At 44.4% G+C, this 26,570-nt stretch carries 20 protein-coding genes; 16 read left to right on the forward strand and 4 right to left on the reverse strand.

What is annotated here, in order from left to right; translation table 11 throughout:
- Positions 1-126 precede the first annotated feature (126 nt).
- Entirely contained in the window at positions 127-501 is a 375-nt protein-coding gene (locus EGI32_RS13315) for a helix-turn-helix domain-containing protein (protein ID WP_255155392.1), read from the reverse strand.
- 111 nt (positions 502-612) lie between these two features.
- Between EGI32_RS13315 and EGI32_RS13320 the strand changes: the two genes are divergently transcribed.
- Together EGI32_RS13320 and EGI32_RS13325 are read left to right on the forward strand one after the other, a co-directional pair.
- On the forward strand, positions 613-1,215 hold the full coding sequence (locus EGI32_RS13320) for an FMN-dependent NADH-azoreductase (RefSeq protein ID WP_255155393.1): 603 nt from the start codon (positions 613-615) through the stop codon (positions 1,213-1,215).
- Between the two features lie 178 nt (positions 1,216-1,393).
- On the forward strand, positions 1,394-2,437 hold the full coding sequence (locus EGI32_RS13325; protein WP_255155854.1) for an NAD(P)-dependent alcohol dehydrogenase: 1,044 nt from the start codon (positions 1,394-1,396) through the stop codon (positions 2,435-2,437).
- 205 nt (positions 2,438-2,642) lie between these two features.
- Here EGI32_RS13325 and EGI32_RS13330 read toward each other — a convergent pair whose 3' ends face one another.
- The 3 genes from EGI32_RS13330 to EGI32_RS13340 form a co-directional block, all read right to left on the reverse strand.
- Positions 2,643-3,032, reverse strand: a complete 390-nt coding sequence (locus EGI32_RS13330; protein ID WP_255155855.1) for a hypothetical protein — start codon at positions 3,030-3,032, stop codon at positions 2,643-2,645.
- Positions 3,033-3,156: 124 nt separating this feature from the next.
- Positions 3,157-3,606, reverse strand: coding sequence for a hypothetical protein (locus EGI32_RS13335; protein WP_255155856.1), 450 nt, complete (start codon positions 3,604-3,606; stop codon positions 3,157-3,159).
- Positions 3,607-3,697: 91 nt separating this feature from the next.
- Complete coding sequence (locus EGI32_RS13340) at positions 3,698-4,732, reverse strand: LacI family DNA-binding transcriptional regulator (RefSeq protein ID WP_255155857.1); 1,035 nt, start codon at positions 4,730-4,732, stop codon at positions 3,698-3,700.
- A 389-nt stretch (positions 4,733-5,121) separates the two neighbouring features.
- Here EGI32_RS13340 and EGI32_RS13345 point away from each other — a divergent pair, with 389 nt between their 5' ends.
- The 14 genes from EGI32_RS13345 (at position 5,122) to EGI32_RS13410 (ending at position 26,370) form a co-directional block, all read left to right on the forward strand.
- Positions 5,122-8,340 carry a TonB-dependent receptor gene (locus EGI32_RS13345; RefSeq protein WP_255155858.1) on the forward strand — a complete coding sequence of 1,073 codons (3,219 nt, stop codon included), beginning with the start codon at positions 5,122-5,124 and terminating at the stop codon, positions 8,338-8,340.
- A gap of 21 nt (positions 8,341-8,361) precedes the next feature.
- A complete protein-coding gene (locus tag EGI32_RS13350; protein ID WP_255155859.1) occupies positions 8,362-10,149 on the forward strand; it encodes a RagB/SusD family nutrient uptake outer membrane protein in 1,788 nt (595 codons plus the stop codon).
- A 112-nt stretch (positions 10,150-10,261) separates the two neighbouring features.
- Entirely contained in the window at positions 10,262-11,305 is a 1,044-nt protein-coding gene (locus EGI32_RS13355; protein WP_255155860.1) for a Gfo/Idh/MocA family oxidoreductase, read from the forward strand.
- 272 nt (positions 11,306-11,577) lie between these two features.
- Complete coding sequence (locus EGI32_RS13360; RefSeq protein ID WP_255155861.1) at positions 11,578-13,014, forward strand: polysaccharide lyase family 1 protein; 1,437 nt, start codon at positions 11,578-11,580, stop codon at positions 13,012-13,014.
- Between the two features lie 5 nt (positions 13,015-13,019).
- Positions 13,020-13,790, forward strand: coding sequence for a rhamnogalacturonan acetylesterase (locus EGI32_RS13365; RefSeq protein WP_255155862.1), 771 nt, complete (start codon positions 13,020-13,022; stop codon positions 13,788-13,790).
- A 27-nt stretch (positions 13,791-13,817) separates the two neighbouring features.
- Positions 13,818-14,810, forward strand: a complete 993-nt coding sequence (locus EGI32_RS13370; protein WP_255155863.1) for an alpha/beta hydrolase — start codon at positions 13,818-13,820, stop codon at positions 14,808-14,810.
- Between the two features lie 6 nt (positions 14,811-14,816).
- The gene (locus EGI32_RS13375) at positions 14,817-15,839 is read left to right on the forward strand and encodes a pectinesterase family protein (RefSeq protein WP_255155864.1); all 1,023 of its coding nucleotides are present in this window, start codon (positions 14,817-14,819) and stop codon (positions 15,837-15,839) included.
- A gap of 10 nt (positions 15,840-15,849) precedes the next feature.
- Positions 15,850-16,743: an alpha/beta hydrolase gene (locus EGI32_RS13380; RefSeq protein ID WP_255155865.1), complete on the forward strand. Its 894-nt coding sequence runs from the start codon at positions 15,850-15,852 to the stop codon at positions 16,741-16,743.
- Between the two features lie 2 nt (positions 16,744-16,745).
- Positions 16,746-18,365, forward strand: coding sequence for a glycoside hydrolase 43 family protein (locus tag EGI32_RS13385; protein ID WP_255155866.1), 1,620 nt, complete (start codon positions 16,746-16,748; stop codon positions 18,363-18,365).
- A 196-nt stretch (positions 18,366-18,561) separates the two neighbouring features.
- Complete coding sequence (locus tag EGI32_RS13390; protein WP_255155867.1) at positions 18,562-20,196, forward strand: glycoside hydrolase family 28 protein; 1,635 nt, start codon at positions 18,562-18,564, stop codon at positions 20,194-20,196.
- Between the two features lie 48 nt (positions 20,197-20,244).
- Positions 20,245-22,173 carry a glycoside hydrolase family 88 protein gene (locus EGI32_RS13395; protein ID WP_255155868.1) on the forward strand — a complete coding sequence of 643 codons (1,929 nt, stop codon included), beginning with the start codon at positions 20,245-20,247 and terminating at the stop codon, positions 22,171-22,173.
- Entirely contained in the window at positions 22,174-23,199 is a 1,026-nt protein-coding gene (locus tag EGI32_RS13400; RefSeq protein WP_255155869.1) for a pectinesterase family protein, read from the forward strand. It abuts the gene before it with no gap.
- 4 nt (positions 23,200-23,203) lie between these two features.
- On the forward strand, positions 23,204-24,736 hold the full coding sequence (locus tag EGI32_RS13405; RefSeq protein WP_255155870.1) for a tagaturonate reductase: 1,533 nt from the start codon (positions 23,204-23,206) through the stop codon (positions 24,734-24,736).
- A complete protein-coding gene (locus tag EGI32_RS13410; protein WP_255155871.1) occupies positions 24,733-26,370 on the forward strand; it encodes a UxaA family hydrolase in 1,638 nt (545 codons plus the stop codon). Before EGI32_RS13405 ends, EGI32_RS13410 begins: the two co-directional genes overlap by 4 nt.
- Positions 26,371-26,570 lie beyond the last annotated feature (200 nt).

Here is a 26,570-nt window from a genome sequence, read left to right on the forward strand (position 1 = left end):
AAAACTGTTGACTGTTACAGGTCCGGGGGTTCGAATCCCTCGCTCTCCGCCGAAATAATAAAAAAAGCACTGATATTCAGTGCTTTTTTTGTTGAGTTACTTCACCTGCTTTTTATGTTATTTTCCTTAAACGCCTGCTGCCATCTTCCTTTCCATCCTGATCTTGTCCCTGTGCTTGTGCCCCCATTCGTACAGCGATTGAAGGATATCTCCCAGAGAATCGGCGTAATCGGTTAGCTGGTATTCCACCACCACCGGCGTTTTATCATGCACGAGCCTTTTTACAAAACCGTTCATTTCAAGATCCTTCAATTCCCCCGATAACACCCGGGCGGAAATGCCCGAAATGGCCCGCTGCACTTCATTGAAACGTTTACTGCCTTCCTTCAACGCCACGATCACCCGGATCTTCCATTTGCCCCCGATCACATAAAGCGCATCGTCGATGGAAGACAGGCGGCTGATACATTCCGTATGATTGGCTGGTTTTGCATATTCCATAATTAACTGATTTTTAGTTAACTATACAAAAGGTTACCGCTAATCTTTTGTATAGTACTTACTTTTGGTTACCAAAGGTGCATAATTTTGGTCAACAAAAAAATTATGACAATGAAAAAAATATTGCACGTTATTTCAAGCCCGAGGGGCAATGCTTCTTACAGTATCCGTTTAGGAAATAAGATAGTAGAAAAATTGCTGGCCGGATATCCTGGCAGCACAGTTAAAGAGTACGACCTCGTAAATGTCCATTTTCCCCATCTTGAGGAAGCCCACCTTACTTCATTTTTTACGCCGGCAGAAGTGCGCACAAAAGAAAACCTGGAAGCCGTCAAACATTCAGATGAGGCCATCGCGGCGATACAGGAAGCTGATATCATCGTGATCGGTGCGCCGATGTATAATTTTGGCATACATTCTTCGCTGAAAGCCTGGCTGGATCATATTGTACGCAAAGGCATCACATTTTCCGTTGGCGAAAAAGGCGCTGAAGGATTGATCAGGGGAAAAAAAGTGTACATCGCCATGAGTTCCGGCTGGATCTATTCCGAAGGTGCGGCAAAAGCGAATGATTTTGTGGTACCATACCTCACATTTATGCTGAGTTTTATCGGCCTGTCGGATATCACCGTTTTCCGCATAGAAGGAGTGGGTATCCCGGGCAATGAAGAGCAGGCTGTGGAAAAGGGGTTGAGCAGTGTGGTAGTGGATTAGGACGAAAACGTTTTCGGTAACAGGTAGAACGCAGGGCAATACTTTCGGGTAGTATCCCTGCGTTTTTAGCTTCCGTTTTGCGGAATAAATTTTTAACAGGCACCCCAAAGCAATGACTTAAAGTTATATTTGCTACCGGCCATTTAAGGCCGGTTTCCTTCTAAAAATTCAGAAAATCATGATCCAAACAAAAGCTTATGCTGCGCAAAACGAAACAACCCCGCTTGCGCCATGGACATTCGAAAGGCGTGAAGTAGGGCCGCACGATGTTCAGTTTGATATCCAGTTCTGTGGCGTATGCCACTCCGATCTTCACCAGGTCAGGAATGACTGGTTTCCCGGAATATTCCCGATGGTACCAGGACACGAGATCGTTGGCCGAGTGGTAAAAGTAGGCGATCACGTGAAAAACTTCAAAGTAGGCGATCTTGCCGGAACCGGCTGTATAGTAGACTCCTGCCGCGTTTGCGAAAACTGCAAACAAGACCTGGAACAATATTGCCTCAATGGAAATTCACAGACTTACAACGGCCTGGAGCAGGATAAAAAGACGCCGACCTATGGCGGTTATTCCAACACGATCGTAGTAAATGAAGATTTTGTACTGCACGTCTCCGATAAACTTGATCTCGCTGGCACAGCCCCGCTGCTTTGTGCAGGTATCACCACTTATTCGCCGTTGCGCCACTGGAAAGTAGGCAAGGGGCACAAATTGGCGGTGCTCGGCCTTGGCGGTCTGGGGCACATGGCCGTAAAATTCGGTGTGGCATTCGGTGCCGAAGTAACCGTATTGAGCACTTCTCCAAAGAAAGAAGCAGATGCGAAAAAACTGGGTGCACATCATTTCCTTGTGACGACCGATGCGGCGCAGGTAAAAGCTGCAGCCAACAGCTTCGACTTCATCCTGGATACGGTTTCTGCCGAACACGATTTCAACATGTACCTTTCGTTGCTGCGTGTAAATGGTGTACATATTTGTGTGGGTGTTCCCCCAAAACCTGCTGAGATAGCGGCTTTCAGCCTGATCGGTGGGCGCAGGAGCCTTGCAGGTTCCGGTATCGGCAGTATAGCTGAAACTCAGGAAATGCTTGATTTCTGTGCAGAACATAACATCGTATCAGACATTGAACTGATCGACATCAAAGACATCCAGGCATCTTACGATCGCATGGAAAAAGGGGATGTACGTTACCGCTTTGTAATTGATATGGCAACGCTGTAATAATAGCAACAAATAAGGTGATCACGGATTCCAAAAGGATAAAGGAGATTACACGGATTATTTTTACTTCGTAAAAATGAAAAAATGCAGTTTGTAAAAATTTGAACTTATAAATAAGGCCAGATTTTTACAAACTGCATTTCTGTTTGACGGAGTCAAACAATCTGTGTAATCTCCTTCATCACTTTAAAATCTGTGATCTATCCTAATTTACTTTGGTTACTGTAAATATTTCTTCCAGCTTCGTATTAAAATTAAACGATTCCCGGAAAGAAAATTTTCTGCTGTGGACTTCAAAAAATATCGCTTTCATGTTTTCGCGGTTGATACGATAGAGCTTCTGATGCGTATCTGTAGTGATGTTTTCGCTGAACAGAACATTTCCTTCTTCGTCTTTGATGTACAACGTACATCCGCCCGACGGCAGTTTCAATAAGTCTGTTCTGAACACCAGCGCATCGCCTTCGGATTTTACAAATGCCACAGAATTGGATTTTGCCGAACCTGGTTCAGACGCTGCCGTTGCGGCAAAAAAGGATATCATCAAAGTTGCTGCCAGGCAAATTTTTACAAATAGATTTTTAATTGGTTTCATAATTTTCGGTTTAATAAGTCGACGTTTTTTTGTCAGCGCAAAGATCAAACGCCGGTATTACCGAAGCATTACCGTGCTGTTACGAAGTTGTAAGTAAAATGTGATGTAATGATGAACAAATATTTTAACTGACTTCACTGATCAGGTGAATGATGCCATTCATCTCAATGCTGACTGTTTCTTTTTTGCCCATCATTTTTAATGCAAGCGGAGACGAAGGCGACATGGCATACACAGTCTTTCCATCGATGTTCAGTTTTCCGATGGCCGCTGAAATATAAAAAATGTTCCGGTTGGTAGTGACAATACTGCCGTGTGCAATTTGCAAATGTGTGGAAGAAGGGTGGAGGCTGGTAAGAAGATTGTATTGATTGTTCAACTCCTGCAACTGTTGATAGGCCTGGCTTATGGAAGTCTGCAGGTGTGCGAGGGCTGTTTCATGTTTATCGCCGGCAGTGCTTTTAGTTTCATTGGCAGCGCTATACGAAAGATCGGCAATGACCTTTTTTAACTCCGCAATCTTTTTACTTTGCAATTGCAGGAAAGCGGCATGGACTTTTTCTTTGAACAACATTCGAATGAATAATTAATAATGAATAATTAATAATTCTAAAAAGGGAAGGCTTCTCATGTGTTGGAAATTATTAATTATTAATTATTCATTATCAATTAACATCCATTGCAGACTTTCCGATTACTAACGTCGGTGTCAGCACCCTTTTTTCAAATTGCGTAACAGGCCTTTTGGATTCTATCAATTGCAGCAATAATTCTATGGCGGCCTTGCCCATTTCCAGCGCGGGTTGGTGAACCACGGTCAACGCAGGGTTCATCAGCTCTGCTATATCCGAATTTAAAAAACCAACCAATGCGATATCATCGGGCACTTTGATGCCACGGCGCATCAGCGTTTTCAGGCAACCAGTGGTAAGTTTGTCGCTGGTAGCGATGATGGCATCGGGCGGCTGTTTCAGCGTCATCAGTTTGTTGACAGCATCTTCGATCTCTGAAAAAACCATTCCGCCATAAAAACAATGTTTGACATAACTCTTGTTGAATTTTTGCCCGTACGCCTGCAAGGCATCTTTATAACCGCCCAGTCGTTCGCTGGTAATGGAAAGGAATTCGGAATTTGCAATGGCAGCGATTCTTTTGTACCCTTTTTGCAAGAGGTATTCCGTGGCTTCATAAGTACCTTTGAAATTATCCACCACTACACTATGCGTTTTGATCTCATCGGTAACCCGGTCAAACATCACGATGGGTAATCCTTTATTATGCAGATCCTGCAAATGGCTGATATCATTTGTTTCTGTTGAAAGGGAAATGATCAGTCCATCCACCGACCTGGAAGATAGGTAATGAAGATCCATGATCTCTCTTTCCACCGATTCGTTGCTCTGCGCAATGATCACATTATACCCTCTGTCGTACGCGATAGACTCAATTCCATTAATTACCTGTGAAAAGAAACTGTTGGCGATCTCGCAAACCACCACGCCGATAGAACGGCTGCGGCGCTCCTTCAGGCTGAGGGCGATGGGGTTGGGCATGTAGTTCAGCTTCCTGGCGCATTCCAGCACCAGTTCCTTGGTTTCCGGGCTTATCTCGTAACTATCCCGCAAAGCCCTCGACACGGTTGAAGTCGAAACTCCCAATGCTTTTGCAATATCTTTTATGGTAACAGCTTCGAATTTCATATATGCATCGTTGTGAAGATAAAGGTATGAAGAAAAGATGCTGGATGCCGGAAGCTGGATATTTTTCCGGATTACCCCTGGGTTATCCGCTACGATACCCGGCATCCGGAAACCGCACATCATTTTATCAGATCGAATTTCCTCCGACAAACCCGGGATGACAGCTTAGGATTTATTTCACTTCCTCATTTCATGTTTCTTATTCCTTATTTTCACTTCCCCTTCCCTGACATCGTTCTCGGGAACGATTGCGTAAAAAAAATGCGGAGCATATCGTTTTGTTCAGATTAAAATGGGTAGCATTGATTAACATTTAGTTAATGATGATTGCTTTACGCCATATTGCCGTTCATCTCCGCTAAAATTTATTTAACCAACAAAATTCTGTTATGAGTAAACGAATTATCTTGTTTACATGCCTTTTCTTCTGGGCTGCGTTTTCCTTTGCACAAAGTAAAACAGTGCAGGGAACCGTGGTTGACGAAAACGGTACGCCGGTATCCGGTGTTTCCGTGGTGCAAAAGGGATCTAAAAAAGGTACACAAACCGAAAAAGATGGAACTTTCACCATCACCATTTCTTCCGGCACCAATGAGCTGGTGTTCAGTTCTGTTGGATTTACAACCGTTACCGCACGTGCCGGAAATGATCCTCTATCGGTAACCCTTACACGAAGTATTGCCAGTTCGGAAGAAGTGGTAGTGGTAGGGTATCAATCGGTGAAAAGGAAAGATCTTACCGGATCGGTATCCTCTGTTAATTCTAAACAGATCAAGGACATACCTGTGAATTCAGCCGCAGAAGCACTTACCGGCCGTCTTGCGGGTGTACAGCTTACCAGCACCGAAGGCAAACCCGGTGCCGAAGTGACCATCAGGGTTCGTGGTGGCGGTTCCATTACACAGGACAACACGCCTTTGTATATCATTGATGGGATACAGGTGGAAAATGGCCTGTCCGTAATTTCTCCACAGGATATTGAATCTGTGGATGTGTTGAAAGACGCATCGGCTACCGCAATCTATGGTGCACGTGGTGCCAATGGGGTTGTGATCATCACCACTAAAAAAGGCCGTTCAGGTAAAACAGTGATCAGTTACAATGGTTTTATCGGTACCAAAAAAATAGCCAATACGCTTGATGTGATGAATCCGTACGACTTTGTTATTTACCAATACGAACGCAGTCGCGGCAATGCAACTGACAGCTCAAACTTTGTCAATGCATACGGAACTACATGGGATACACTCAGCAATTATAAAAATGTTCCGTTCATCGACTGGCAGGATGAAATGTTTGGCCGCAATGCCATGTTCCAAACCCACAATGTGAGCATGAGTGGCGGTAGTGCTGCCACACAATTCAACCTGGGCTTCACTTCCAACGATGAAGAAGGTATCCTGCTGAATACCGGTTATAATCGTAAGCTGGTAAATTTCAGCATGGATCATAATGTCAACAGTGCATTGAAAGTAGGTTTTACCACCCGGTACAATCGTACGGTTGTGGAAGGCGCGGGTACTTCCAACGATGGAAGTTTCTCTACCAACCGGCTGAGGCACGCGGTAAAATATCGTCCGTTGCTGATCAAAGGCCAGGACCTTACTGATTACGATGCCGCTTATGCTGCTGAAACAAACAGCAACAGCCTTCAACTGGTGAACCCTATTTTGTACAATCAATCGGAATACAGGCGTAATACCACTGATGTATTCAACGTAGGCGGTTACATCAATCTCAAGCTGACAAATTATCTCAGCTTCCGCACCACATTCGGTTACGATCTTACCAATGGGATACAAAATGCCTTTGACGATTCGTTGTCGGGTAATTCAAAGCTGAATGGTGCTGGATTGCCACTGGCTTCTATCAATACCACCAAAAGAGTTACTTACAACAATTCGAATGTGCTGACTTACAGCAATGCCGGCAGTGGCAATAATTTTTCAAAAAGAAACAGCATCACCGCAATCCTGGGGCATGAGATCTACGACCGCACGGATAAATCGCAATATGTGGAAACGCGCTATTTCCCATTAGGAATAACACCAACAGTTGCTTTGTCAAATATGAACCTGGGAACTCCGCCTGCAGGTGTATCACAACCAAAATCTACCACGTTTGAAGTGACCAGCAGAATTGTATCAGGCTTTGCCCGCTTCAATTACAGCAGGGACAATAAATACCTTATTTCATTGGCAGCGAGATCCGATGGCTCATCGAAATTTGCGAAAGACAACCGCTGGAGCTTTTTCCCGTCAGGATCGCTGGCATGGAAATTTTCAGAGGAGAAATTTTTTGCTCCTTTGAAGAACACGATGAACGAAGCGAAAGTGCGTTTCAGTTACGGACAGTCGGGAAATAACCGTATTTCGGATTACCTCTACACAACTGTTTACACAGCAAGTGCTATCTACGGAATAAATGATCAGCTGGTAACAGCTTATGCATCGCCTGCGCTTGCCAATCCGGACCTGGTATGGGAAAGGACAAATTCTCAGAATATCGGGCTTGATCTTTCTTTCTTCAAAAGCAGGTTCCAGTTCAGCATGGATATTTACAAAAACACCACCAAAGACCTGTTGGTGAATGTGCCGATCCCGACCTCCACAGGATACACTTCCCAATTGCAGAACGTGGGTTCTACGCAAAATAAAGGGGTTGAATTCCAGCTGAGCGGTATGCCGGTATCAACAAAGAATTTTACCTGGAATGCAAGCCTGAACATGTCTTTCAACAAGAACAAAGTACTCAGTCTTGGTGACTTCCAGAAGTCATATTTGCAGAATTCAGGTTGGTTGGGTACCAACTTTCCGGCAGATTATATTGTTCGTGTAGGCGATCCTGTTGGTTCCATGTGGGGCTTTGTAACAGACGGGTATTATGGTATCAGTGATTTTGATTACAATGCAACCACTAAAGTTTACACGCTTAAGACAGGTGTGGCCAACAATGCTGCATTAACCTCAACGCCGCCACAGCCGGGCGTTATGCGCTTCAAGGATATCAATGGCGATGGACTGATCACAGATAAGGATCGTACCATCATCGGTAATGCAAACCCTAAAATGTTCGGCGGTTTGAATCAGCAGTTTGCGTATAAGAATTTTGACCTCAGCATTTTTGTAAATTTCCAGGTGGGTAATGATGTATATAATGCGAACAAGCTGGAGTTTACTTCAGGTTACATTCCTAATGCGAATCTTTTAACCACCATGAACGGTCGCTGGACAAATATCAATTCTTCAGGCCAGGTTGTTACAGATCCTGCAGCGCTGGCAGCATTGAATGCGAATGCGACCATCTGGACTCCGAGCAAACAGGCGAATTCGTTCATCCTGCATTCATGGGCCATTGAAGATGGCTCGTTCCTGAGGATCAACAATATTTCTCTCGGGTATACTTTGCCGGAATCAATGCTGAAAAGGATACACGTTTCCAAACTGCGTGTATACGGCACCGTTAATAACTTAAAAGTATTTACCAACTATTCCGGGTACGATCCGGAAGTGAGTACACGCAGGAGCAGTGGCGTAACGCCAGGTGTGGATTATGCTGCTTATCCAAGGAGCCGCTCATTCATAATAGGTGTAAATCTTTCTTTATAAAAAATTTAAATCGTTTTTAAAATGAAAACACGATTGCAAAAAAAATGGCTCGTATCGGCCCTCGTGATCACTGCAATTCTATTTGCCGTTTCATGTAAAAAATACCTGGATGTAAAGCCTGTTTCTTATTTCGATACAGAATTTACGTTCGATAATGTAAACAATGCGCAGAAAGCTGTGCTGGGTGCTTATGCAAGTGCCGGCGGCGATAATGGCTACGGTATCCGTATCAGCATGTATTATCCGCTGGATGATGATATTATGATGGGACAGGGCGGTACGCCTTATCCCGATAATGAAAGAAGGGATATTGCTCATTACAATGTAACGCCTACCAATACCCAGCTGGCAGCGCCTTTCAACCAATTGTACCAGGGCATCGAACGTGCCAATCTTTGTATCTATTATATTCCGCAGATGCCGCAATATACTTCCGGCACCAATGCGGAGCAGAGCCAGTTGAAAAGGCTGCATGGAGAAGCGCTTACCCTGAGGGCATTGTATTATCTCGAACTGGTGCGCAACTGGGGCGACGTGCCTGCGCAATGGGCGCCATCATTTTCGGATAATGATTTTTACAAATCCAAAACCGATCGTGATACTATTTACAATCACCTGCTCGATGACCTGAAAACCGCAGAAACATTGGTGCCCTGGCGAACAGAAGTAGCTATCGACGAGCGTATCACCCAGGGAGCTGTAAGGGCTTTGCGTGCCAGGATAGCCTTATACCGCGGTGGTTATTCATTGCGCCGCAGCAAACAAATGGTAAGGGGGAGCAATCATCTTACTTACTACCAGATCGCCAAGGAAGAATGTGCAGCCATCATGTCGCGCCGCGACCAGCATAAACTAAACACCAGTTACCAGAGTGTTTTCAAAGACAATATTTGTGCACACAGGATTGAAACCAATGGAGAAGTCCTATTTGAGATTGCCATGGCAGGTGGCAGCAGCGCCACTGGCGATAGCAAACTAGGCTACTACAATGGTACACGATACAATAATGTAGGCAACAGTGCGCTGACCGTTCTGCCAAGCTACTTCTACGCATTCGATTCTACCGATAGCCGCAGGGATGTCATGTGCGCAATATATAATGTAAATTCCAACGGCACTTTTGCCGGCAGAACTGCCGCCACCATGGTAGATGGAAAATTCAGGAGGGATTGGATCACCCCGTCTGTAGTAGGTTCTGCCGCACAATACTTCGGATTGAACTGGCCGGTGATACGTTTCTCCGATGTACTGCTCATGTTTGCCGAAGCAGATAACGAACTCAACAACGGGCCATCCGCAGATGCGATCTCAGCCTACAACGAAGTACGTGCAAGGGCTTTCGCAGCTAACCCTTCTTATCTCACCAATAATCCTGCGCCCACCACTTACTCAGGATTCTTCAATGCGATCGTTCAGGAACGTGCATTGGAACTCGGTGGCGAAGGCATCCGTAAATATGACCTCATTCGCTGGAATCTGCTGGGGACAAAACTTGCAGAAACCAAACTCACGCTGGCAGCCATGGCAGCAAGGACTACAGCACCATGGAATACATATCCTACAACCATGTATTATAATAAATTGCTGACATCCGGCTTGGTTTGGGCGGGCTCTTTTTACAAACCAAACGTGACACCAGCACCTGCAACCTCTACGTTCACTGGTGTTAACTGGTTGCATAGCTCCATCAACAGCACAATCAGTTTGTATTATGCAGTTTCATTTACACCAAACAAAAGCGAATTACTGCCTCTGGCGCAATCTGTGCTTGATGGCAACCGTAACCTCACACAGGATTACGGGTATTGATTGATATTCTGAAGAACCATGAAAGCCCCGCCACAAGCGGGGCTTTCAAATTATGGTATCAACACTAAATATCTTACAGTTCGTTTGACGTAAATTCGTGTAATATTTTATTATGAAAAAGATCAATACAGCTTTATGCTCTTTCGGGATGAGTGGCCTGGTATTTCATGCACCATTCATCAACCTGCATCCGGGCTTTGAATTGTATGCTGTATGGGAACGTTCAGCAAAAAAAGCAGCGGAGATATATCCTTCCATCCGCTCATTCGATTTGCTCGACGATATGCTCTCAGATGAAGCAATTGATCTGGTTGTAGTAAATACACCCAATTATACCCATTTTGAATTTGCACAAAAAGCATTGCTCGCAGGCAAACATGTATTGGTTGAAAAATCGTTTACTGTTACCGTTAGTGAAGCGGAGCAATTGGTTGCGCTGGCAAAACAAAAGAATAAGAAACTGGCGGTGTACCAAAACCGGCGCTGGGACAGTGATCTGAAGACCGTTAAAAAAGTCCTGGACAGCGGTGACCTGGGGGAAATTGTGGAAGCGGAATTTCATTTTGATCGTTTCAACCAGGCTTTGAGCCCCAAAGTACATAAAGAAACCACGAACCCCGGTGCTGGTTTATTGCACGATCTTGGGCCACACCTGATCGATCAGGCGATCTATCTTTTTGGTATGCCCGAAAAAGTTTTCGGCACCTTACGCATTACCCGTCCGGCATCGTTGGTAAATGATTATGTGGATATCCTGTTGTTTTATCCTGCAATGAATATGCGCCTGAAAACGGGATTGATCGTGAAGGAACCACAACCATCTTTTATCCTGCATGGCCGCAATGGTTCATTCTTAAAATCGCGTGCCGATGTGCAGGAAGATACCCTGAAGACGGGGGCTTTGCCGCAAGGCGAAGACTGGGGCAAGGAACCGGCCGGGGCCGAAGGATGGTTGAATATCCTGGTGAATGGCGAAACCATCCGCAAAACCATTCCATCCGAACAGGGAAATTATATGGCTTTGTATGAAGGGCTTTTCAGGGCGATCGCTTATGATGAAACCCCGCTGGTTTCGGGAGAAGACGGTTTGAAAGTGATGAAAATAATAGAGGCTGTGATCATGAGTAACGGCACCGGCACTGTCATAACACTATAGTTCAAACGGTTTAAAGGTTCAAAAGTTCAATGTTAAAATGCACTTCAAAAGTTGAGCTAACCTTTTGAACTGTTGAACCTTTTAAACTTTTGAACTTCATTGGGAACGATTGCGTAAATAAACCCTTCTTCCACTCATTTTATACAAGAATAAATGATTAGAATTGAGGAAGATTAGCTTGTAAAAGCATTTTCAATTTTAGTTTGCAATCGTTTAAGGTGTTAAGAAGGCTGCTTTAACCGGCAGCCTTTCTTCTGCAAAAAAATTTGCGTATGAAATCTCCCATCGTTGCTATTGCCCTGGCCGTCATATCGTGTACTTTTTTCAATTGTTCATCACAGAATAAACTTACCAACAACGATCAATCTCACGTTCAACCTATCGCTTTTCCAGGAGCGGAGGGTTTTGGAAAATATACTACGGGGGGACGTGGAGGCAGGGTAGTGATTGTTTCCAACCTCAATGACAAGGGGCCTGGCAGCCTTCGCGAAGCTGTAACGGCAAAGGATACACGAACCATCATATTCAGTATTTCCGGTACCATACATCTTGAAAAAAAACTGGTGATTGCCGGAAATTGCACTATTGCGGGGCAATCAGCGCCGGGTGATGGTATCTGCATTGCCGATAAGGCGGTGAGCCTTGGCGGAAACAATATCATCGTGCGGTACCTGCGCTTCCGTATGGGCGACCGGTATGCCAATGAAGGTATGGTAGATGGGGCCGGCGGCGATGATGCTTTGGGAGGTACCCACCGAAGCAATATCATCATCGATCATTGCAGTATCAGCTGGAGTACCGATGAAGCATTTTCTGTGTATGCAGGCGACAGCACTACATTACAGTACAATATTATTTCGGAACCGCTGAATTATTCCTATCATTTTGAAACAGGGGATAAAGATTTTGAACATCATGGCTACGGCGCTATCTGGGGTGGCAAACACTTCAGCGCTCATCATAATCTCTTTGCCCATTGTGCCAACCGTACCCCACGTTTTGATGGCATCAGGAACATTCCGGAAGAAAATGCCGACATCACCAACAATGTGATCTACAACTGGGAAGGCAATAACACGTATGCCGGTGAGGGCGGCACTTACAACATCATCAATAATTATTACAAGTATGGCCCTTCTACCAAAAGATCTGTTGCTGGAAGGATCGCCAATCCCTACAAGAGCAGCAGCATTCCTTTTGGCAAATGGTATGTTGATGGAAATTTTGTGGATGGTTCGCCAGACAATACCGCCGATAACTGGAAAGGGGTGAATATGGAAAAGGGGAATGCGGATGATAAAATGAAAGCAAAACTTTCCAATCCTTTTGCCGTCCCGAAGATGAATATCGAAACTGCTGAAATGGCTTACAATACTGTATTGCAGTATGCGGGTGCTGATTTTCCGCGAAGAGATAGTCTGGATACACGGATCGTAAATGATGTAAGAAACCGCACCGGCAGAATCATTGATGTACAGGGAGGTTTTCCGCATGGAACACCTTACGGGATATCAAAAACGGCATGGCCAACTTTGATATCGTTGCCTGCTCCGCGGGATACTGACCAGGATGGTATTCCGGATGAATGGGAGAAAGAAAGGAAGCTTGATCCCAATGATCCTAAAGACGCTTCATTGTTGCAGCAGGGAAGTTTCTATACCCATATTGAAATGTATCTCAATAACCTCATAGTAATAAGAAAAAAATAAGTCCCATGAATTTATTGCTTTCAAAAAACAGTTTGTTATGGATGGCGGGCTTAATTTTATCTGTAAACATGTTGACCGATAAAAAAAAGATAAGGATTTTTATGGCCGGTGATTCTACCATGTCCATCAAAGAGCCGCGTTATTATCCTGAAACGGGCTGGGGGATGCCCTTTGCTTATTTTTTTGATTCTTCTGTAACAGTTGTCAACAAAGCAAAAAACGGCCGCAGTACTAAAACTTTCCGCTCAGAGGGGATCTGGAAATCTATCACCGATGAATTGCAGCCCGATGATTATGTGTTCCTCCAGTTCGGTCATAATGATGAATCCAAAGAAAAGAAAGAACGTTATACGTTACCGGAAGAATTCAAAGCAAACCTTACTGCCTATATCAAAGAAACGAAAGAAAAGAAAGCGATTCCCGTGTTACTAACGCCGGTGAGCAGACGAAAATTCGATAGCACCGGAACAGCCGTACAAACGCATGGTGTTTATAGCGATCTTGTCCGCCAGGTGGCTAAAGAAACCGGGGTGCTGTTCATCGATGCGGATGAACTTAGCCGTGCCATGTATCAGTTATTCGGGGTGGAAAATTCAAAGCTGTTATTTCTACAATTAAAGCCTGGTGAGCATCCTAACTATCCTGAAGGCAAGGAAGATAATACTCATTTCAACGAATTGGGGGCCCGCCTGGTAGCACAACTGGTGCTCAAAGAAATGAGGGCTCAAAAAATGCCCCTCGTTGAAAGGATTGTGGAAAGACCGGTAAAGAAGTAACTTAGAGCCAAAAGATCTCTCAGCTGTATGTATAGAAAGCTTCCCATATTTTCGATGTTCATGATTTTCAGCCTGGCTGTAAAAACTTTGCCTGCACAGTCTCTGCGTGGAATTACCGGTAAGCCGGATACTTCTTATACCACATACAGCGCTTATCTCAACAGCGTAAAAACCAATCCGGGAATTACAATTGTACAATCTTTTCAAATTCCATCCATAATTGAGAAAGGCGATATCACCTATTGTAAAATAGGAAAACGATCGCTGAAGCTGGACGCATTTTATCCCAAAACAAAAGCAGCCAAACCGGGCACGGCCATACTGATCATTCATGGCGGTGGCTGGCGTTCGGGAAACCGTTACCAGCATCAGCCGTTGGCTCAAAAACTGGCAGAACTGGGCTACACCTGTTTTACACCGGAGTATCGTTTGTCGACAGAAGCCTTATTTCCCGCGGCAATATTTGATATAAAAGCTGCAATAAGATGGATCAGGGAAAATGCAGAAAAATACAATGTCGATACATCTAAAATTGTAGCATTGGGTTTTTCCGCAGGTGGCGAAATGGCGGCATTCCTGGGCACTACCGGAAATATGCCTTTGTTTGAAGGTACAAATTGTAACACACATCAATCATCCGGCGTAAATGCTGTTGTAGATATAGATGGAACACTCTCTTTTGTGCATCCGGAAAGCGGTGAGGGTGATGATTCAAAAAAAACATCTGCCGGTACTTACTGGTTTGGTTATGCAAAAAAAGAAAACCCGGAAATTTGGAAAGCCGCATCGCCATTGAGTTACGTAAGTGGCAAAACTCCACCGACCTTGTTCATCAATAGCTCTGTCGAAAGGATGCACGCGGGCCGCGATGATTTTATTAAAGTGTTGAATGAAAATAATATATATTCAGAAGTACAGAATTTTCCGGACGCGCCGCATTCTTTTTGTTTGTTTGAGCCCTGGTTTCAGCCGACAGTAAATTACATCGATTCCTTTTTGAAAAAAATATTCCATCAATAAACGCGAATGCTGATAAGGATAACTTTCATAATGCTTTTGCTGATGCAGTTTACAGGCTTATCTGTTGCACAAACTGCCGATCCGCAGAAATATAAATATATATTCACTGTCGCGAAAGATGGCAGCGGAGACTATACCTATATCCAGGATGCGATCGATGCGATGCGGGTTTATCCATTGGCTCCGATCACTTTATATATAAAGAACGGGATTTACAACGAAAAGATAGAACTCCCGGAAAGCAATACAGACGTGACTTTTGTGGGGGAGAGCGTTGAAAAGACCATCATCGCTTTCAATGATTATTCCGGCAGGGGCAGGATAAATACGTTTACTTCTTACACAGTAAAAATTTCGGGTAACAGGTTTACCGCAGAAAATATCAGTTTTGTAAACAGCGCCGGCCCCGTCGGACAGGCGTTGGCGTTATATGTGGATGCAGATAAAGCCGTTTTCAGAAATTGCCGTTTTATTGGTAACCAGGATACCATTTTTGCCGCCGGCGAAAACTCCCGGCAATATTTTGTAGATTGTTACATAGAGGGGACAACGGATTTTATCTTCGGCCCATCAACAGCAGTTTTTGATAAATGCATTATTCGCTGCAAATCCAATTCATACATCACTGCAGCCAATACCACAAAAGGTAATACTTTCGGATTCGTATTTCTCCATTGCAGGGTCACAGCGGATTCTGCCGTATCTGAGTTATACCTTGGCAGGCCATGGCGGGCATGGGCAAAAACTGCTTTCTTGTACTGTGAATTGCCGTCACAGATTTCAGCAAGCGGCTGGCACAACTGGAATGATCCGGGCAATGAAAAAACTACCTCGTATGTAGAATATAAAAATACGGGCGCAGGTTCAACTACTTCCGGACGTGTAAAATGGGTGAAACAACTCACAGATAAAGAAGCTTCGTTTTACACACCTGCCCATATTTTTGGAAAAACAATTGTTGCCGACAACCAAGAACGTGACTGGTATTTAAAACCTGTTACAATTTTTACATGGACGAAAAAAAAATAACCCATCATTTATGAAAAAAGTCTTGCTCATTTTATCGATATTCCATTTCACTGCAAACGCACAGGAAGTTGCCTTGTATCCCGGGGCAATTCCAAATTCAAAGCCCGCCCCAAATGTGGAGAAAGCTGTTACTACAGATAATATTACGCGGATATCAAAAGTCAGCATCCCCACACTCACTATCTTCCCTGCAGCAAAACCGAATGGCCAGGCGGTGATCATTTGTCCTGGTGGTGGTTATGCCATACTCGCCTGGGATCATGAAGGGACAAGGGTTGCAGAGGTATTGAATCAATGGGGTGTTACGGCCATCGTGCTGAAATATCGTTTACCCGATGATGAATTTGATATGGACAAAAGCCTTGCGCCTTTGCAGGATGCACAACAGGCAATACGTTATGTTCGTACGAATGCAGCAAAATGGGGAGTACAAAAAAATAAGATCGGTATCATGGGATTCTCTGCAGGAGGCCATCTTGCCGCAACAGCAACTACTCATTTTACTTTCAAAGCAGATGCTGCTGATAAAGATACCACATCAACACGCCCCGATTTTTCCATACTCATCTATCCCGTTATCAGTTTCGATTCAGCCATTACACACAAAGGTTCACGAAATAATTTGCTGGGCAAGAAGCCTTCGCAAGAGCAGGTAAATTTCTATTCTAATGAATTGCAGGTCACTTCTGCAACACCTCCGGTATTCCTCGTGCATGCAGGCGATGACCGGGTAGTGCCTGTGGCCAACAGCATTCGCTTTTATGAAGCGTGTATAAAAAATAATGTGAATACCTCCATGCATCTTTATCCGAAAGGTGGCCATGGGTTTGGCCTGAATAACAAAACTACCAATGATGCATGGACAGACCGTTTGAAGCTTTGGCTCGAAAATATTAACCAATGAACATGAACCGGATCATCATTTTGTTTTTTTTATTGTCGCTTTCGCAATCTGCAGTTGCACAAAACTCAAACGAGCTTTCTAAAGTATGGGTTGCCGACAATGGTGATGGCACTTACAAAAATCCGGTCATTCATGCGGACTATTCTGATCCCGATGTGATACGGGTAGGTGAGGATTATTATATGGTTGCATCCAGTTTCAATGCAGTTCCAGGGCTGCCCATCCTTCATTCAAAAGATATGGTCAATTGGCAACTGATCGGCCATGCGTTGCAACGCCAGGTACCCGAAAAGGATTTTGATAAAGTGCAGCATGGCGGGGGCGTGTGGGCTCCGGCGATCCGTTATCATAAAAATGAATTTTATATTTTTTATCCTGATCCCGACCAGGGAATATTTCTCACCAAAGCAAAAAATATAAATGGCCCCTGGTGCAAACCATTACTGGTAGAGGCCGGACAAGGATTGATAGATCCATGCCCGCTGTGGGACTACAACGGAAAAGTATACCTCGTTCATGCGTATGCCGGCAGCCGTGCCGGTTTTAAGAGCATATTGGTAATAAAGGAAATGAATGCTACAGCCGATAAGGTCATTGGCAACGCTGTTATGGTTTTTGATGGGCACAAAACTGATCCTACCCTGGAAGGCCCGAAAATTTACAAGCATAATGGCTACTACTACATTTTTGCACCCGCAGGCGGAGTAAGTACAGGTTGGCAACTTGCTTTGAAATCCAAAAATATTTATGGCCCTTACGAGCGAAGAGTAGTGATGTCGCAAGGTTCAACATTCATCAACGGGCCACACCAGGGTGCATGGGTAACCACTTCAAAAGGTGAAGATTGGTTTTTCCATTTCCAGGATAAAGATGCTTATGGAAGGATCGTGCACCTGCAGCCAATGGCATGGAAAAATGACTGGCCGGTGATAGGGATAGATAAAGATGGCGATGGGATAGGCGAACCCGTTGCTACGCACAAAAAACCTTTTACCGGTAAAGTTTTTCCTGTCAACACTATCGTGGAATCGGATGAATTTAATAAGCCTTCTCCGGGGCTGCAATGGCAATGGCAGGCTGATCCACAGCCTGGTTGGGCATTTCCAACAAGTGAAGGACATCTCACCATGTTTTGCATCTGTCCCCGGGATAGCCTGAATAATTACTGGATGCTGCCAAACCTGCTTTCGCAAAAATTGCCCGCGGAAAATTTCAACGCCATTACCAGGCTTTCTTTTTACCCGAAAAATAACAATGACAGAACCGGTTTGATACTGTTCGGAACGGATTATGCGTTTGTTTCACTGGTAAAAAAGGATAGCGGTGTATTCATCACTTACAATACCTGCATAGGGGCAGAAAAAAACAAACCGGAAAATGAACTATTCGTAAAAAAGATCACAGGAAAAGATGCCTGGCTTAAAGTAGCTGTCACCACAAATGCTGTAGCTACATTCAGTTTCAGTGAAGATGGAAAGACATTCATCACCATACCCGGAGAATTCAGGGCGGCCCCGGGAAAATGGGTAGGTGCCAAAGTTGGTCTGTTCAGCACTTCCACAGTGAAAACTAACGATGCCGGCTACTCGGAAATTGACTGGTTCAGGATCGGGAAGAACTGACGAGCGACTGATGATGACTGTCGTTCCATAGGTGGAACTCATTTTTAATTCTTCATTTTTAATTTTTAATTGTTTTTGGCTACGTTCCCGATAACGATTGCGTAAATAAACCAACACTACGGAACAGGTATATAGGGTAGAAAGGTTAAAATTGCATACGATTGTTTATGCCGAAAGGCCTTAATATTAGTGTTATATGATTAAAAAATGGGGATTGTGTGGTTTGCTGGCCTGTATGGTTTTATTTGCTGAGGCGCAAAAGCTGCCGGTGATAAGAGCTACTTCTTTTAAAAAAGATACTTTCAACATTATAAAATACGGCGCCAAAGCCGATGGGATAACATTAAATACCAAAAGTATCACCGATGCCATTGACGCCTGCAGTAAAAAAGGCGGAGGCGTAGTGGTAGTGCCGCCGGGACTTTGGCTTACCGGCCCCCTCGTTTTGAAATCCAATGTCAATCTTTGCGTACAACGCGGTGCCATCCTGCAATTCACCGATGATAAAGATCAATACAAGGTAATCGTTTCCAACTGGGAAGGTTTGCCTGCAGCACGAAACGAATCGCCTATATCGGCTACCAATGCCACCAATATCGCCATCACCGGGGCGGGCATCATCGACGGAAACGGGGATGCATGGAGGGCTGTAAAAAAAGACAAACTCACCGAATCCCAATGGAGAAACCTGCTCAAAAGCGGTGGGCTGGTGAGTGAGGATAATCGTACCTGGTATCCTTCCGAATCATCAAAAAGGGGCGCAAAGGTAGAAAAGGCAGGCGTTTTGCTGAATGGCAAAACTGTGGCCGATTATGACAGCATCAAAGATTTTCTTCGTCCGAACCTGCTGGTGATCACCAACTGCGACAGGATATTGCTGGATGGTGTTACTTTCCAAAATTCGGCCGCCTGGTGTCTTCATCCACTGATGAGCAGCAACATCACGATCAAAAATATTACAGTCCGTAATCCCTGGTATGCCCAAAACGGCGACGGGATCGACCTGGAAAGTTGCAGGAATGTATTGCTGGAAAATAGCAGTTTCGATGTAGGCGATGATGGTATCTGCATCAAGAGCGGCCGTGATGCGGAAGGGCGTAAAAGAGCGATGCCGACACAGGATGTGATCGTTCGCAACTGCGTTGTATATCACGCCCACGGCGGATTTGTAATCGGCAGTGAAATGAGCGGCGGTGCAAAAAATATCTTTGTAGACAATTGTGCTTTCATCGGAACTGATATTGGCCTGCGTTTCAAGACAACCCGCGGCCGTGGTGGAATAGTTGAAAATATTTTCATTAACAATATTGCTATGCGTGATATCCCCGGCGAAGCTATTCTGTTTGATATGTACTACATGGCCAAAGATCCCATCGTACTTGCCGGAGAAAAACGGGAAGCTCCCAAAGTAGAGTTGAAGCCGGTTACAGATGAAACTCCTCGTTTCAGGAATTTTGATATCAAAAATGTAGTGTGTTATGGAGCATCCAAAGCGATCTTCATCCGCGGTTTACCTGAAATGAATATCCATGATATCAACTTATCAAACATCACCATTACCGCAAAAAAAGGTATAGAGATCGACGAAGCACAGACCATTACAATGAATAATGTGAAGATCGTAACTGGTGAAGCAGAACCTTTGATCGGCATTTACAACAGTAGTAATATCAGCTTCTCAAAATTCACCACAACCGATAAGCCACGGATTTATTTACGCCTTGGCGGCGAAAAGACCTCCGGCATCAGGTGGCTGCAAAGCCCGGTGGTAGCAGATTCACAACTTGTCTTTGAATTTGGGGCAACCAAAAATGCATTGCAGGTTCAGTAATGATATTGTATCCCGGATCTGCAGCTTCGGGTTGTTAAAATATAAAATATGAAAATAAAAATCTTGTATAGATTATCCATTATTGTTCTCCTCTGGCTGTTTTGCATAACCACAATAAAAGCACAGCAGCCTGCTTACAGCAAATTGCTGACGGCAACGGTAATGGATACATGGAAAAAAGATTCGTTTGCAACAGAGGGTAAACCTGCTTCGCGATGGACTTACGACCAGGGGGTGATATTGGAGGGTGTTGCGGCGGTATGGAAACAAACAGGCGACAAGACCTGCTTCGATTACATCCAGAAGAGTATGGACTTTTATGTGAAGGATGACGGGACTATCAATACTTATAAACAGGATGATTATAATATTGATAATATAAAAAATGGCAGATCGCTATTGATGTTGTACCGGGTAACCGGGAAAGAAAAATACTGGAAAGCCGCTACCACCTTGCGTGAACAGCTGCGCCACCAGCCTCGTACCAATGAAGGAGGCTTTTGGCACAAGAAGATATATCCTTACCAGATGTGGCTGGACGGGCTCTACATGGCCGAGCCATTTTATACTGAATACGCTATGATCGCCCATGAAGACAGCGCTTTCGACGATATCGCCAATCAATTCATCTGGATGGAAAATCATGCCCGCGATGCCAAAACCGGATTGTTGTATCATGGCTGGGATGAATCGGGGCAAATGGCATGGGCCGATAAAAAAACAGGATTGTCGCCCAACTTCTGGGCAAGGGCCATGGGCTGGTATGCAGTGGCATTGGTAGATGTGTTGGAAAACTTTCCGGCAGATCATCCAAAAAGAAAAGCCTTGGTAAACATTCTTAACAGGCTGGTAATAGCGATTGAAAAAGTGCAGGATAAAAAGACCGGGCTTTGGTACGATGTATTAGACAAACCTGCTGCGAAAGGAAATTATTTTGAAGCATCCGCCAGCAGCATGTTCGTGCTGTCTGTTGCAAAAGGGGTGCGGCTTGGGCTCATTCCTAAAAGTAAGTTGTCTATTGCAACAAAAGGATATGCAGGCATAGTTGCCCGATTTATAAAAACTGAAAATGGACAGGTTAATCTCCATGGAACTGTGAAAGTTTCCGGTCTTGGTGGCAAGCCATTCCGCGATGGAAGCCTCGAATATTATTTTAAAGAACCGGTGATCGTGAATGATCCGAAAGGCCTCGGAGCTGCTATTATGGCGGCAACTGAGATTGAAATGTTATCCACGCTCAAACAGGGAGAGGGCCGCAAACTGGCTATTGACGGTTTTTTTAACCACGAAACCGCAAAAGATATTACCGGAAAAACCATTCAGACACATTATGTTTTGAACCAGATGGATAATGGTGGTTATTCCCTTTTCGGAAATATTTTTAACCGGTATGGTGTTCAGACAAGTATGCTGACTGTTGCGCCAACAGCTGAAAACCTGAAGAAAACAGCTGTCTATTTTATCATAGATCCTGACTGGCCGAAAGAAAATCCGTCGCCGGAATATATTCTTCCTCAACACATCGAGGTAATTTATAATTGGGTCAAAGCCGGTGGTGTGCTTATGATGTTCTCAAACGATAGCGGAAATGTTGAGTTCACCCATTACAACCAACTTGCTGAAAAATTCGGGATACATTTCAATGAGAACAAGCCGCGAAACCTGGTCAAAGGAAATGATTACCCGACTGGGACGATCGATATTCCCGCAGGCAACGAGATCTTCAAAACAGCGAAGAACATTTATATCAAAGAGATCAGCACACTGTCGTTGAAAGCACCGGCCAGGGCTGTTCTTACAGACAAGGGCGATAATATCGTGGCAGTTGCAAAAGTAGGCAAAGGCACCGTTTTCGCCATTGGCGATCCGTGGGTTTATAACGAATATCTTGATGGAAGAAAACTTCCTGATACGTTGGAAAACTTTAAAGCAGCTGAAGACCTGGTGGCATGGCTTGTTAAACAAACAAAAAAATAATTGAAGACAAATCTTTCCATATGGCTAATGATGTGTTGTTTTGCCATCACAGCAAATGCAGTGGCACAGCAGAGAATAACCGTATCCCTGAAAGGAAAAGCGGATTACAATTCCATCCAGGCTGCCCTCAACAGCCTTAGTGATTCTTCCGTTACAACAAGGATCATTTATATCAAAAACGGAACCTACAACGAAAAGATCTATCTCGAAAAACATAATGTTGTTCTCGAAGGTGAAGACCGCGATAAGACCATCATACGTCAATCCATTTCAAGGGACGAATGGCGTTGCCTGCACAATGAAGACTGGGGCGTAGCCACGATGAATGTGGATGCAAATGACATCACATTAAAAAATCTTACTGTTTTAAATAATTATGGTTTTGAGAATAAAAAGGACAAAGTGATATTTTGTCCGTCTGATACCACCGGGGCGCAACAAAGAATAATCCGGCCAAATAGCCACCAGATGGCACTTCGCACCATGAACACCACGAGGCTGAAAGCCATCAACTGCCGGTTCAGGGCTTATGCCGGTGATACCGTTAGCCCGTGGAATGTGCAATCGGGTATGTTTTATTTTAAGGATTGTATCATGGAGGGTGGGGTGGATTTTTATTGCCCGCGTGGATGGGCTTATGCCGAGGGATGCACATTTATCACTCATTCCGGCGAAGCGGCTATCTGGCACGACGGCTCGAAAGTACAGGATTCAAAAACAGTTTTAGTCAATTGCAGTTTTGAAGGGATCGATAATTTCAAGCTGGGCCGGTATCACAGGGATGCACAGTTTTATCTTATCAATTGCAGTTTTGCGGCTAACATGGCCGATAAGGATATTTACCTGGTGCCTACCACAAATACGATCCGGTGGGGGCGGAGGGTGTATTACTTTAACTGTCACAGGAAGAATGGCGATTATATCTGGTTTGCCGATAACCTTTCTTCCGCCAATGGAAATATTGATCCACGAAAAATTGATGCGGCATGGGTATTTGGTAACAGGTGGAACCCACTGATAAATTAATAAAATGAAATTAAACAGGAGCGCTCTCGCACACATAACGGCAACGGATACACTGGTAAAACCTTCGGATAATATGTTTGAGTTACCGGAAAAAGTATTGCAGTTTGGAACAGGGATCCTCTTGCGTGGCTTGCCTGATTTCATGATCGGTCATGCCAATAACAACGGTATTTTTAATGGACGGATAGTGGTGGTAAAGTCAACGGCTACAGGCAGTACAGATGCTTTTGAAGAACAGGATGGGTTGTATACCGTTTGTGTGAGAGGCATTGATAATGGAAAAAAAGCAGAGGAGAACCATATCGTTTCCTCTATCAGCCGCGTGCTTTCCGCAGGCAATGAATGGGATAGCATACTCGAATGTGCCGATAATCCTGATATGCAGGTGATCATTTCTAACACGACAGAAGTGGGCATCACGCTGATCCAGGATAATATCCATCATGCGCCGCCGGTATCATTTCCTGGAAAACTGGTGGCTTTTTTATATCAGCGATTTAAACATTTTCATGGTGATACAACAAAGGGACTTGTTATCATTCCAACAGAATTGATCCCGGATAACGGAGATGTATTGTTATCGATCGTACTGGAACTGGCGCATCAGAATAACCTTGAAACTGCGTTTATCGACTGGATCGAAAATGCGAATTTCTTCTGTAATTCGCTTGTAGACAGGATTGTACCGGGTAAGTTGCCTGCCGAGGCTCATCACCAATTGGAGAAGGAATTAGGATACACGGATGAACTGATGATCGTAAGCGAAGTATACAGTCTTTGGGCCATTGAATCTTCCAATGAAAAAGTGAAAAATATATTGTCTTTTGCAGCATGCAATGATGGTATCGTGATAGCTCCGGATATAGAAAAGTTTCGTGAACTGAAATTGAGATTGTTGAATGGTGCACACACATTTGCCTGCGGCCTTGCTCACCTGGCGGGTTTTGTTACAGTTAAACAAGCAATGGATGATGATGCATTTGCAAATTATATCCGTCAGATGATGCACGAGGAAATTATTCCGGTGATCAGCAAAGGGGATATAAGCCGCAGCGATGCTGAAAATTTTGCAGAAAAAGTACTCGATCGTTTTCGCAATAATTTTATCGAACACAAATGGTTAAGCATTACCGCCCAGTATGCTTCCAAGATGAACATGCGGAATGTAGCTGTGGTAAAGGCTTACATGCAGCAGTATGGCTATCTGCCGCCGTACATGGGGTTGAGTTTTGCCGCCCATATTTTGTTCATGCGATCTACGCAAGGGGAAGATGGTAATTTTTACGGGGAACTCAATGGAGTGCCTTATCTTGTAAATGATCAGCATGCCGCAATTTATGCAGCTGCGTGGAAACAGGGCGGTCTGGAAATTATCCTGGCAAAGTTGCTCGGCAATGAGTCGATCTGGAACGAAGATCTTTCGGTGCTGCCGGGACTGAAAAATGAAATATTGCATTGGTTGCAATTGTTGATGAATGTAGGCGCTAAGGCAGCGATACAGCAAGCCGCTAAACAAAAAAAGGAATTGATCAGATGAAAAATAATGTCTTAAAAGTACATCCCTCCGATAATGTGCTGGTAGCTTTACAGGATCTTGAAAAAGGTGCGGTGATCACGTATGATGGTATGGCAACAACTCTGCTGGAAAACATCCCGGCAAAACATAAGTTTTTTTTACAGTCATTAAAGGAAGGTGATGACGTCATCATGTATGGGGTGCTGGTAGGAAAAGCACAGTCTGCGCTGCAGCCTGGAAACCTGATGACCACTGCGAACGTTAAACATGCTTCCAGCGGATATGGCTACAGGGCCGCACATTATCTATGGCAGCCGCCGGATGTCTCAAAATTCCAAAACAGGACCTTTGATGGATATCATCGTAAGGATGGGAGAGTAGGTACGGCTAATTACTGGCTTTTCATCCCCACCGTTTTTTGTGAAAACAGGAACCTTGATGTGATCAAAGAAGCATTGCACAATCAGCTGGGATACGCTGTGACAGCCAAATACAAGAATTTTGTGCATGAATTGGCTGAGGCATATAATAAGAAGGAAGATATTGAATCTGTAAAATTTACGGCTGGTAATACAAAAAATGCACGGCTGTTTAAAAATATCGATGGCATAAAATTTCTGAATCACCAGGGCGGGTGCGGAGGTATACGGCAGGATGCCGCTGTATTGAGCAAATTGCTGGCAGCTTATGCCGATCATCCGAATGTGGCTGGTGTTACGATGTTGAGCCTCGGATGCCAGAACCTGCAGGTACAGGATTTCCTGGCCGATCTTAAAACTGCGAACCCTGCATTTGACAAGCCATTACTGATCTTCGAACAACAGCAATCTCAAAGTGAGGAGCAATTGATCAGTGATGCTATCAAACAGACTTTTGAAGGATTGATAGAAGCGAATAAGCTTCACCGAGAGCCTGCTACGTTGGACAAACTTACACTGGGTGTGAAATGCGGCGGCAGCGATGGTTTCAGCGGTTTGTCTGCAAATCCTGCCGTCGGCTATACCGCAGATCTGCTCGTGGCTTTAGGAGGGAAAGTACTGCTGGCCGAGTTCCCGGAGCTATGTGGTGTGGAGCAAAATCTTATTGATCGCACTGCTGATAAAGACAAGGCGGAAAAATTCATTCATCTCATGCATCGTTACGAAGACATGGTAACGCAGGCCGGATCAAGCTTTAGCATGAACCCTTCTCCCGGCAATATCAAAGATGGATTGATCACGGATGCTATCAAAAGTGCAGGAGCCGCAAAAAAAGGCGGAACATCTCCTGTGGTAGACGTGTTGGATTATACAGAACAGGCCACGAAACCCGGCCTGAGCCTGGTTTGTACGCCTGGTAATGATGTGGAGGCTACTACGGGTAAAGCTGCATCGGGGGCAACCTTGATATTATTTACTACCGGGCTGGGTACACCGACAGGCAATCCTGTTTGTCCCACCATTAAAGTAGCAACGAATACGAAGCTGGCAAAACGTATGGCCGATATAATCGACATCGATACCGGCCCCATAATCGAAGGAGAAAAATCCATCGGGCAAATGGGCGAAGAGATACTGGAATACTGTATTGAAGCCGCCAGCGGCCATGTGATACCGAAGGCAGTGTTGCTTAACCAGGATGATTTTATTCCCTGGAAACGGGGAGTAAGCCTGTAATCAATTACGAATTACGAATTAAAAATTAAGAATGGAGGCTGGAGTGCTGGTTTCGGCTTATGAATACTGATCCAGGGCTTTCGTTCCATAGGAACGCAGTGTAGGTAGGAAATAGTTCCATTTTTCGTTCCGTAGGAACGTAGTGTGGGTAGAAGAGTAATTTCATTTTTTCGTTCCGTAGGAACGTAGTGTGGGTAGAA

The organism is Ferruginibacter sp. HRS2-29 (genome assembly GCF_024343615.1).
Taxonomy (GTDB): Bacteria; Bacteroidota; Bacteroidia; order Chitinophagales; family Chitinophagaceae; genus Ferruginibacter.